Source organism: Pseudomonas sp. CP4, from assembly GCF_047758505.1.
In the GTDB taxonomy this organism is placed as follows: Bacteria; Pseudomonadota; Gammaproteobacteria; order Pseudomonadales; family Pseudomonadaceae; genus Aquipseudomonas; species Aquipseudomonas fluorescens_AO.
Window position 1 is genome coordinate 5,915,475 of sequence record NZ_CP180489.1, and the last position, 12,602, is coordinate 5,928,076.

Sequence of the window (12,602 nt, forward strand, 5' to 3'; positions counted from 1 at the left end):
TTCGGTCGTGAGGCTCGCCAACTGCCTATGTCGTAACAGCAGGGCTGATCCGACCTGCCACCCAAAAGGACCTGTAGTGATGCTTGCTCGCACCTCCCGTCACAGTAACCGTATCCGGCCGATCAAACGTGGCGCGGGCGATCCCGCACAGTGGCTGCTCAAGCCATTGGCGCAAGCCGTCGCCTTGTGTCTGGTGGCGGGCAGTGCCGAGGCGGCGACAGCGTTCAGTTCCACCTGGTTTGCCGCGAAGGGCGCAGCGCAGCAGGCTTCGGCGTCGCGTCCGGGTGGGGGCGGTCTGCCGGGGATGACCCCACCGCTGGCGCAGCAGCAACGGGCCAGCCAGCAGTTGCAGCGCTCTTTGCAGACACTCAATAACACCGTGGCAGCGATTGCTGCTCAGCAGGCCGCACAAGCCGCTGGACGTGCCGCCGCGTTGGGCAGTGTGCAAGTGGTTCCGGACGGATTGGGCGAGGGCGGCCTGAAGGTCGATAACAGCCTGAGCCAGGGCTGGATGAACGCCAAAGGCCCGCAACAAACCCAGGCCGACGGCAAGACCACGGTGAAGATCGAGCAGACCGCCGACAAGGCGATTCTCAATTGGGAAACGTTCAACGTCGGCCGCAATACCACAGTGGAATTTGCCCAGCAGGCCAACTGGGCGGTGCTCAATCGCGTCAACGATCCGAGCGCACGGGCCAGCCAGATTCAGGGGCAGATCAAAGCGGACGGTACGGTGATGCTGATCAACCGCAACGGCATCGTCTTCAGCGGTGGCAGCCAGGTCAATGTGCGAAATCTGGTAGCGGCAGCCGCGAACATGACCGATGCCCAATTTCGCGATCGGGGTCTGTATTTCGACAGCACCGGCAGTCAGCCAACCTTTACCGACGCTGCTGGCAAAGTCCTGGTGGAGCGTGGCGCAGCCATACAAACGCATCAACCTGCGCTCTCCACCGACGCCGGCGGCTATACCTTGCTGCTTGGCCAGGACGTGCAGAACGACGGCTCGATCAGTACGGCCAAAGGTCAGACGGTGCTGGGTGCGGGGGACCGTTTCTATATCCGCAAGGGCTCGGGCACCGATGGCAATGGCTATTCAACCACCTTCGGCAGTGAAGTCATTCCCGGTTTCAAGGCTGACAGCTCGGGCAAGGTCAGCAACACCGGCCTGATCCAGGCATCCACCGGCGACATCACCCTGACTGGCCGCGACGTTGTGCAAAACGGTGTGCTGCTGGCGAGCACTTCGGTGGCGACGCGCGGCACCGTGCATTTGCTCAATCCGGCCAGCGATGCCCAGGGCCGTGTGACCCTGGGCGAAAATGGCGTCAGTGCGATTCTGCTCGACAGCAGCGATCTCACGGCCCTGGACAGCCAGCGCGAGGCGGCGCTGACCGGCGTCAATGCCAACAACCGGATCCGCAGCGATCAGTCACGCATCGACATCGGCAGCGGCGGCACCGTCGAATTCAAAAGCGGCTCGATCACCCTTGCCACCGGTGGGCAGGTGGCGGTTGCCGCCGGGCGACGCAGTCTGTTGCGCGAGGGGGCGGTGATCGACGTGTCCGGCGCCCTTGGCGTCAAAGTGGCGATGGCAAACAACAACATCAAGATCAACGTCCAGGGCAACGAGCAGCGTGATGCGCCGGTCAATCGCGAGAACGGCGCGCTCAACAGTAACGACATCTGGGTCGATGTCCGTGAGCTGGTATTCGTGCCGGCGGGCACCAACGGTTACGCCACCGACCGCTGGTACACCGCCGGTGGGTTGTTGGAGGTCGGCGGATACCTCGGCACTCAGGGCCATGGCGTTGGTGAATGGATGGCGCAGGGCGGTGAGGTGCGGTTTGCCGGAAAGGACGTGATCAGCGAAAGAGGTTCGCTGATCAATGTGTCCGGCGGCACGCTTGATGTGCAGGGCGGCGAGATTCGCCAGAGCTGGCTGCGCGGTGCGGACGGGCGGTTATACGAAGTGTCGCGAGCGCCGGGCGATATTCTCTACAACGGTCTTTACAAAGGTTACGAAAGTCACAGCGAGCGCTGGGGCCAGACGGATTATTTCTATAGCCCGCTGATCGCGCCGACGCGTCGTCAGGAAGCGGGTTACACCGTTGGGCGGGATGCCGGCCAGTTGGTGATCGCCACGGGCAACGCCGTGCTGGAAGGCCAGCTGTTGGGCGAGGTGTTTCAGGGCGAACGGCAAATCCAGGCACCGCGGGCAGGTCTGGACGGCTATGCCCAGACCCAGACCGCCCGGGCGCGGCGAGGGCAGTTGGTGGTTGGCAGTTACGATGCTGCTTATGTCGCTGCCAGTGCCGGCCTGCTCTATCAACTCGACCCGTTGCTCGATCAGGTGCAAGTGGGGGGCGCGCATGCCAGCGTAGCGAACGCAGGGCTGACCGACGCGGTCGCGGCAGAACGCGCAGGCAAACTGTTCCTCGATGCCGGGCTGCTCAATGGTTTCGCGCTGGGCGCGCTGAAGATCTCGGCAAAAAACACGATTGAAGTCAATGAAGGCGTGACGGTGGATCACGGTGGCAACATCACCCTGTTCAGCCCTGACGTGCAGGTCAACGCCGATCTGATTGCGCAAGGCGGCAGCCTGCAATTGGGCAACGTTCTGAACCAGCTCGCCACCGATCGGCGTGATGACACCAGTCTGCAGGTTTCAGCAGGCAAGCAAGCGCGAGTGACGGTTGCGCAGGGTGTGCAATTGCAGACACGAGGTCTGTGGAGCAACCTGTCGAGTAACCCGGACGACGCGGGCGGCCTGGCGTACCTCAATGGCGGGACGGTGTCGATCCGCAGTACCGGCGACATTCTGCTGACCAGTGGCAGCCTGGTCGATGTTTCGTCGGGCGGTGCGGTATTGGCCAACGGCAAGACGCGTGGCGGCAAGGGTGGCGACGTGACGCTTGAATCCAGCGCCAACAGTGCGCCAGGCCTGTCGCGCATGGAGCTCGATGGCGAGGTGCAGGGCTATGGCGTGAACGGCGGCGGCACCTTGAGCGTGCAGGCCAGCAAGGTGCGGATCGGCGCTGCCGGCGAAGTGTCCGAAGAACAGACCTTGCGCCTGACGCCGGAGCTGTTCAGCACAGGGTTCAGCGCTTACAAAATCATCGGTCTGAAGGGGCTGGAGGTCGCCGCGCAAAGTGCGATCGATGTGCAGATGCCGGTCTATCGATTTGGCGAATCCGCCTCGACCATTGTGTCCGGTATGTCGCCGCGCGCTGCGCTGGAGCTATGGACGCCCGCGTTATTCCAGGAAGACCCGCTCAAGGGCGTCTTGACGCAAAGGGCCGGCGCTTCTGTCGCATTGCAGGCCGGCGCGACGCTTGCTGGCTTGATTGATCCCGCCAGCAGTCCGTTGTCGATTGGCGAAGGCTCACGGATCAGTGTCGATCCCGGCCAGCGCATCGGTTTGCGCGGGGCAGGCCAGATCACGCTTGAGGGTGAACTCAACGCCTGGGGCGGTGTTGTCGATATCCGTCAACAGCAGTTCGGCGCGATTGATGTGGCGACGTCCTTGCAAGAGGCCGATCCGACCCCGCACAACCGTTCGATCTGGATCGGTGAACATGCCTTGATTGATGTCGCCGGTCGGGCAGCGACCGCTGTCGATGCGCTGGGCCGCGTCTACGGCCAGGTTGGCAAGGGTGGCTCGATCATTGTCGGTGGCGAGATTGATGTGAAGAAAATCACGGCGACCGCTGCCGATGCTTTCGTCATCATCCGCCACGGTGCGCGACTGGAAGCGTCCGGTGCGCAAGCCGTGCTCGATAGCGGTGGGCAAGGCCCCGCTCGTGTGGCCAGCGATGGCGGACGGATCACCCTGAGTTCCTACAATGGTCTGTTCATCGAGGGCAGTCTGCAGGCCAATGCTGGCGGTGCGGGTGCGGCGGGCGGGCGTCTGGAGATCGCTCTGGATACACCGGCGTACGGTTCCGCGAACTTGAGCAATGCGGTGCGCGTGCCACGTGAAATGATCATTGCCCAAGGGCCTGCGCCGGCACTGCCGCAGCCGCTGCGAGCGGGAGAGGCTTCGCCACTTTTACGCTACGGGCGTACACGCTTGAGTGCCGATCAGCTTATGAGCGGTGGCTTCGACAGCGTGAGTCTGCTGAGCAACGGTCTGATGACGTTCGACGGCGATGTCGACCTGCACATGGGACAGGGCCTGAGCCTGTTCGCCGGTTCTCTTTCATTGGCCGAGTCGGCGAGTGACAGCGCCCGGGTCAACCTCAGCGCACCTTACCTGCGCCTGTCAGGGCTGGGCACCTATTTCAGCTCGGAAGTCAAAGTGCGTCCGCGGGTGATGAGCAATCCGACAGCGCAGTTGTCCGGCGCGCAATTCACCGCCAGCGCGAACCTGCTGGACGTGGGCAACTCGCTTTCATTCGGCACCGAAGGGACAATCGTGCAATCGGCCGCACCGGCGTTGGCGGTCAGCCGCCGTGGCTTTGGTCTGGTCACGCTCGACAGCCAGGGCGACCTGCGCTTCCTCGCGCCAACCGATGAACAGCAGCGCAGCCGTCTGTGGACTGCGGGTGACATGCACATGCGGGCTGCGCAGATCTACCCGGCCAGTGGCGTCTCGGCTGAGGTGCGAGTGGGCTATCAAAGTATGGCCGGATCGGTGCCGGAGCATACGTTGCGTATCGGCAATCACGGGGCGGCGCCGACCGCTTTGCCTTACTCGGTGTTCGGCAGCCTGACACTCAGTGCGGGACAGATCGAGCAGGGCGGCGTCATTCGTGCGCCTTTGGGGCTGATATCCCTGGGTGATGACATCATCGTCAAAACCCGTGAACTTCACCTTCTGCCGGGCAGCGTGACTTCAGTCAGCGCCGCCGGACTGGTCATGCCCTATGGAGGAACCACCGACGGTATCGACTATCGGTACAACGGCAAGTCGGTAGTGTTGAATGGCATTGCCGGAGCGACCTCCGGGGTCATCCTTGATGCGCAATACACCAATGTGCAGGCCGGGGCGCTGATCGACCTTTCGGGCGGCGGCGATTTGCGCGGTGCCGGTTTTGTCTCCGGACGAGGTGGCTCCACCGACGCGCGTTTCAATCCGCTGGTACGCAATGCCACCGATGGCACCTTCAGTTTGCCGGGGCTGGCCAGCAACCCCGTATATGCAATCGTGGCCGGTGACCAGAGCCGCTATGCGCCGATGCTGGCCGAGGCCGGCGCGGTCGACCCGCGTATCGGCCAGCAGATCACCCTCGGGACCGGCGTTGCCGGACTGGCACCCGGCACCTACACCTTGTTGCCATCGACCTTTGCCTTGTTACCGGGCGCCTTCCGGGTCGAAATCAATGGTCAAGCGATTGCGGGGCCGATGGACAGTGCGTTGAAGTTGCGCAATGGCTCGTTGACCACGGCCGGACAGCTGTCGATTGCCAACACCGGTATTCGCGACAGTTTGCCCAGCCAGGTCATCGTGACGTCTGCCGATGTGCTGCGGCGCTATTCACAGTACAACGAAACCGGGTTCAGCCAATTTGTGCTCAATGATGCTGCCCGCCGCGGTCTGCCGCGCGCCCGCACACCGCTGGACGGCAACACGCTGCACCTGCGCATGGTCAGTGGCGGCGAGCACGACTCAGCCCTGGATTTCAACGGGCAGGTGCTGTTCAAACCTGCCAGCGGCGGGGTCATTGGTACGGCGGTCGTGCAGGGCGGTTATACCGGCGCAGAGTTTGAAATTCTCGGTGCCGGGCATACGCGAACGCCAGGGTTCGACGGTGTATCGCTGTACGCCGACACCCTCAACCGCTTGAATGCCGGACGTTTGACCATCGGTGGCACCCCAACCGTGTATTACGGTGCGGAGGGCGGCTCGATCAAGGTGATCGGCAATACCTCGGCGATTCGTCTGCGCGAGGGCGCGATCCTCTCGGCGCCAGAGGTTGTGCTGAGCAGTAACAGCGCCAATGGCGGCATCACCATCGATGCGGGAGCGGGCGTCAATACCTTGGGGCGAGGTGACGTCCCGTATGATGCCGCAGCCGGTTTCGTCTACGAGCCGGGGCGCTCCAGCCTGCTGGTGGTGTCCAACGGCTGGACGCCGGTGCTTGCGCCCACCGATGGCGGGGGTGGGAGCATTCGTATCGGCAACTGTCCGACGGCCGATTGCACCGCTGCGGCGTTGCTGTACTCCAACGGCAGTATCATCGCCGCCACTGACAAAGACTTCGAACTGGGCGAAAGCGTGCGCTTTGGCACTCGCCAACTCGGGCTTTCGGTCGGTGTGGTCAATGCCGGCAGTGCGCAAGCACTGGCCGCAGCCAGCGGCCGCACACCCGCGGGCCTGACGCTTAACCAGAACGTGCTGGATCGCCTGTTGCAGGGCGACACGCAATCTGGCGCCCCCGCCCTGGAAACCCTGAGTCTGGTGGCCCGCGATGCGTTCAACTTTTTCGGCAGCGTGACCCTCGACACCATTGATCCGCAGACCGGCCAGAGCCGTTTGCAGAATCTGGTGTTGGGTAGCCCGGCCATCTACGGCTCGGGCGCTGCCAACGATGTCGCGACGATCCGCACCCGCAATCTGATCTGGAACGGGGCGACTCAGGCCCCAGGTACGGTGGTCAAGGACGGCGCCGGCAACGGGCACGGCACGCTGGATATTCAGGCGCAGCGGATCGAATTGGGTTATGGCCCGAACCCGCAGCCCAATGGCCTGGATCGCAATAACCGACTGGCCCTGGGGTTTGCCAACGTCAACCTCAACGCCAGCGAGCGCATCACCGCCAACCACAAGGGCAGTCTGGCGGTGTACGAATCCCAAGGGGCTTATGACGCGGTCAAGGGGTTCAGCTACAGCGGCGGCAATCTCAATCTGCGCACGCCATTGCTGACCGGCGAGGCCGCCTCGGTCAGTGAACTCAAGGCGGGCAACAACCTGACTCTGAGTGGTAGCGCCACAACGGCTGCCGCGGATGCCCTCGGTGCGCAACTGAGCCTGACGGCACGCAGTGTTGTGCTCGACAGTCGCATCGTCCTCGCCAGCGGCAAGCTGCTGGTCAATGCCGAGGATGATCTGCTGCTTGGCAGCGGCGCGCAGGTGGACATGGCGGGCCGGGTTCTGCCGTTCAATGATGTGCAGAAATACAGCTGGGGCGGCGACGTGTCGTTGCAGAGCAACAACGGCAATATTCGTCAGTTGGCGGGCTCGCGAATCGATCTGTCCGCCGTCAACAATCAGGCCGGCCAATTGAACGTTGTGGCGCTGGCCACTGACGCTGGACAGGTTGATCTGCAAGGGCAGATTGTCGGCAGCAGCAGTGGCTATTACGACGCGGGCGGTACGTGGGTGCCGTACAGGGCCGGTGGCGTGGACATTCGCGCCCAGCGCCTGGCGGGTGATTTGAGCCAGGCCTTTGCCAGCCTTAACCTGCGCTTGAATGCCGGCGGGGTAGTGGGCAGTCGAAGCTTCCAGTTCAAGCAGGGCGATCTGCGTATCGGTAACGAACTCAAAGCGGGCGAAGTCAATGTCTCGGTGGACAACGGCAACCTGACCGTGGACGGGGTGATCGATGCCAGTGGTGAACGGGTCGGCAGCATTCGCCTTGCCGGCAAAAACGGTCTGAACCTGACGGGCAACGCGCTGCTCGATGCCCATGGCCGCGTACTACGCGTCGACAGCTACGGCAAAATCATCGACGCACCGAACCGCGCCATGGTTGAACTCAATTCAGGTGACGGCGTGCTGACGCTGGCCGCTGGTGCACGGATTGATCTGCGTCACGGCACCGATGCAGTGCCTGGAAACCAGGCGGGACAACGCGATGACGTGTTGCGTGGGACGCTGGAGCTGAATGCACCGCGCCAGGGCGGCGGTGACATCGCGGTGGATGCCAGCGGTACGTTGGATATTCAAGGTGCCCGCTCCATCGGGCTGAATGCCGTGCGAAGTTACAGTGATGCTGCCGATGGCACCGATCCGGCGGCCAGCGGTCGCCCGTATCAAGTGATCGATCAAGCTTACCTGGACCGCATTCACTCAGACAGCAGCGGCTTTATCGATGCGGCGCTGGGTAACAGTGATCTGCTTCAACGCAAACTGGCCGGCCTCAACAATGCGACCTATGCCGATGCGTTTCATCTGCGCCCGGGGGTGGAAATCGTCAGCAAAACCGCTGACGGCGATCTGGTGGTGCAGGGCGATCTCGACTTGTCCGGCTACCGTTACGCCAGCCTCAACCCGCACACTCGCCGGACCTCGATGTATGGCAGCGGGGAAGCGGGCAGCCTGTTGATCCGTGCCGGTGGCAACCTCGATATCTACGGCAGCATCAACGACGGTTTCGCACCGCCGCCGGAAACCGTGGACGACGCTGGCTGGAAACTGTTGCCGGGGATACAGCCGTTCGGCGGTGACCTGATCGTACCGGGCAGTGGTGTCAGCCTTGCCGAAGGGACGCTCTTCCCGGTCGGCGCCACCTTGAATTACGACCTGCCGATTCAAGCCGCCACACTGGCTGCGGGCACGGTGTTGCCGGTTCAGAGCACTTTGGCCGCACCTTACGTGTTACAGGGTGGCACGGTGCTGGCCGGCGATGTGCATGACGCGGCGGGTAACCTGATGTATGCCGCCGGTACGTTGCTCGACAACGCTGTGACCCTGCCGCCCGGCAGTCGCTTGGGTGCAGGTATCCGCTTGAACAACGCCACCGCACTGCAGGCCCTGCTCTGGCCCAAAGGCGTGCCGCTGCCGGGTGCGGTTGACGCCGACAATAAAAAGGTGGGTGTTGTGTTGAACGGAACGTTGGCGCTGTTGCGGGGTTCGCTGATCCCCTCCATGACTAACGTGAAGCTCGCCGATGGCACGCTATTCCTCGACATGCGTCCTGCCAATGGCAACCAGCAAGGTCGTAACTGGGCGATCGCCAGCATGCTGCCGGCGGGCAGTGCGTCGTGGTCGATGCGCATGGTGGCAGGCGCCGATCTGACCGCGGCCGACAGCCGTAGCGTGAAACCTCAGGCCAGCGTCGGCAACTTGCAGATGGCCGACACTCACTATGGTGTGAACATGATCGAGGTCGCCGGCAAACTGGTCTGGGCGGTGGATAACGAGTATGGCTTTACACCGTACGAACCGGTTCCCGAGGAATACCTTGTGCTCTGTGATATCGCTCCCGGTTCTTGCGCGCCCATGGCGCGCAGTGTGTGGGCGCCTGGCAACTGGATGGGCATGCCGGATTACACACCAATGAACGATGACGAATTGTTCTGGTGCTCCATCGACCCGGCACTGTGCATTGAAAACAATCCGAGCAAGAGCGCCCAGGCCCACACGCAGATGTTCAGCGTTTTGCGTACTGGCACCGGCGACCTGGATTTGATAGCGGCCGGTAACCTGAGCATGGCTTCACCTTTCGGCGTCTACACCGCCGGCACCCAATCGGCAGACGTCGACGCGCGTTATAACCAGCCCCGCGGAAGGCTGTCGGCTGATGGCTCGGTATTGGGCAGCGCTGGCAGCGATTACGAAAAATGGGTCGATGGCGGCAGTGCCAGCCTCTATCAGGCCTGGTATCCGCAGATGGGCGGCAACCTGACGATCAATGCCGGCGGGTCTGTGTCCGGTGACGTGCTTGGCCGTCGCTCGGTCGCCACGGGCGACGGTACGCGGGAGCAGGTGCCGAGTGTGGCGGTGGGCAATTGGCTCTGGCGCCAGGGCACCGGCAACAACGATGTACCGACTGCCTGGTGGATCAATTTCGGCAGCTACGCTGCGCAGCCATTGCCAGCGCTGGGCGAGGAAACCAGACCTTATCTGGTGGGCTTTACCGGGTTCGGTACGCTGGGCGGCGGCAACATCAGTCTGAGCGCTGGCGGGGATGCCGGCATGCTCAAGGCCATGGGCGACGACAGGTATGCGTCGTACCCTCGCAGTCAGGGGTTGATCGTGGCTGTCGGCAGTACGGGCCGCGTGGACAGTGACGGGAACCTGCAACTGACCGGTGGCGGAGACCTGGATATTCGTCTGGGCGGTGTCCTCAATCCGTCTCTGCAGGCACGTGCCGGCCTGGCGGGTACCGGCACGCCGACGCACGACTTGCAGGGCGCGCTCATCAACCTGCGCGGTGCGGCGCAACTGACGGGCGCCGCGTTGGGCGGTATCAATCTGCAGTACGGTGCCTCGGCGCTATTTCATGACCCACGGGAAACGCGCGCCTTCGATCCGTTCAACTCGACGGCCAGTAATGCCAGTGGTGGGCTGGTGCTGATTCCCGGTGACTCCGGCATGCGCCTCAACACCCGCGGCGATCTGGTCTTGGGCGCCGCCGCCGATCCCGGCCGCGTGCGATTGCAGAACTCCACACCGTTTACCACGGCGGATGGCGTTTACCATGCCGGCGGCGGTTTGAGTGGTTTCTCGCTGTGGACCGATCACACGGCCATCGATTTGTTCTCGGCCGGCGGCAACCTGACGCCCAGCACCCAGTTGATGGAAACCACCGGGCAGGACCCCGTCGCCGGGCTTAACGGGTCACCCACCGATGACCGCTTCGTCTTTCCTTCGATATTGCGTGCCGTGGCCCGCCAGGGCTCGATTTATGCGGGACCATCAGCGGCCTACGGCATAGGCAACCCGGCGCCGGCTCTGGCCTGGTCATTGCTGTTGGCACCTTCCAGCGCGGGGCAGCTTGAACTGATCGCTGGGGATTCGATCTATGCCGGCGGCTACGCCATCAACCAGTCAGGGGCCAGCCCGGCGGCGCTCGCCACACCGTTTGCACCCGCGTTCAATGGCTACGGCAACAACCAGTCCGCACGGCCGATCATGACCAATGCCGGCAGTGATGGTGTGCTGGCGCAAGCCAATTCGCGCTATCCACTGTTTGCCTTTGGTCCCGATAGCTACTCGGGGTTGAGCAGTGTTCAGGGGCCGGCGCGCTTCTATGCACTGACCGGTGACCTGGTAGGAATTCGCACGGGCGAAACGCTGGCGTTCGCGACCACGAAGCGCACCTGGTATGAATCGGCAGGCCCGGTGTGGATGGTGGCGGGGCGTGACATCGTGGCGTCCGGTACCCATTTGGGGCAACCCACGTTTGCGCCCGTTGGGGGCATGAGTCGCAATAACGAACAGATCGCGTCTACCGGCAATCTGTTCGTGCATAACGATGCACGCGACATTTCGCGGGTTTCGGCCGGGCGAGACATTCTCTACAGCAGCTTCGACATTGCCGGCCCGGGTGTTCTGGACGTCAATGCCGGGCGTAATATCCTGATGGAAGATCGCGCCAGCATCACCAGCCTCGGCCCTGTCGTGGCAGGTGATCAGCGCCCCGGTGCGAGCATCGTGATGCAAGCGGGTGCGGGCGCGCAGGGGCCGGATTACTCACGGTTTATTGCGCGTTATCTGAACCCGCAAAACGTCGCGGATCCGGCTGTGGCCCTTAGCGCGCAACCGGGCAAAGTGGTCAAGACCTACGTCGAAGAACTGCAGAGCTGGCTGAGCCTGGGTTATGGCTTCAAGGGTAGCGACGAACAGGCGCAAGCGTTCTTCGCCGCACTGCCGAGTACCGAGCAGGCGATCTTCGCCCGCCAGGTGTACTTCGCCGAATTGCGCGCCGGTGGCCTGGAATACACCGATGCCGACGGCCCGCGCACCGGCAGTTACCTGCGCGGTCGCAACGCCATTGCGGCGCTGTTTCCGACCACTGATGTCGCCGGCAATCCGCTTCGCTACGACGGCGATATCACGATGTACGGCGGAGCAGGGGTCAAGACGCTGTTTGGCGGAGACATCCAGATGCTTACGCCAGGTGGTGGTCAAGTGTTCGGCATCGAAGGCGCGGCGCCGCCGTCGACGGCGGGGATCATCACTCAGGGTTCGGGCGACATTCAGCTGTACTCGCAAGGCAGCATTCTGCTCGGCCAGAGCCGGATCATGACCACGTTCGGCGGCTCGATTCTCGGCTGGTCCGCCGAGGGCGACATCAACGCCGGTCGCGGCTCGAAAACCACCGTGGTCTACACGCCGCCAAAACGTGTGTACGACAGCTGGGGCAACGTCACGCTGTCGCCATCGGTGCCGAGCACCGGCGCCGGTATCGCCACGCTCAACCCGATCGCCGAAGTGGCGCCAGGCAACATCGACCTGATCGCGCCACTGGGCACCATCGACGCCGGCGAAGCGGGGATTCGCGTGTCGGGTAACGTCAACATCGCCGCGCTGACGGTGGTCAACGCCGCGAACATTTCCGTGCAGGGTAAAGCGACTGGCGTGCCGGTGGTGTCAGCGGTCAACACTGGCGCAATCACCTCGGCGAGCTCGGCGGCATCCTCCGCTACCCAAGCAGCGGAAGACGTCGCCCGTCAGCAACAGGCAGCGGCGCGGCAGAACCAGGCCTCGGTGTTCACTGTGCAGGTGCTCAGTTTCGGCAACGAGCAACTGGCACCGTCGCGCGATGGCGCCAGTCGCACGCCGGCGGCCGGTTACAACCCGGACAGCCCGGTGCAGGTGCTGGGCGCCGGGGCGCTGGATGAACAGGCGAAACAGCAGCTGACCGAGGAGGAGCGTGGGCAGCTGACGTTGTAGAGGACTCTCGTGCAGTACGTTTGGGCGGCCGGTTGGC

The 12,602-nt window shown here is 63.3% G+C and carries 1 protein-coding gene; it reads left to right on the forward strand.

Annotation, left to right across the window (positions count from 1 at the left end; all coding sequences use genetic code 11):
* The first annotated feature begins 79 nt into the window (after nucleotides 1–79).
* Nucleotides 80–12,565 carry a filamentous haemagglutinin family protein gene (locus ACMYUN_RS26745; RefSeq protein WP_415762285.1) on the forward strand — a complete coding sequence of 4,162 codons (12,486 nt, stop codon included), beginning with the start codon at nucleotides 80–82 and terminating at the stop codon, nucleotides 12,563–12,565.
* Nucleotides 12,566–12,602 lie beyond the last annotated feature (37 nt).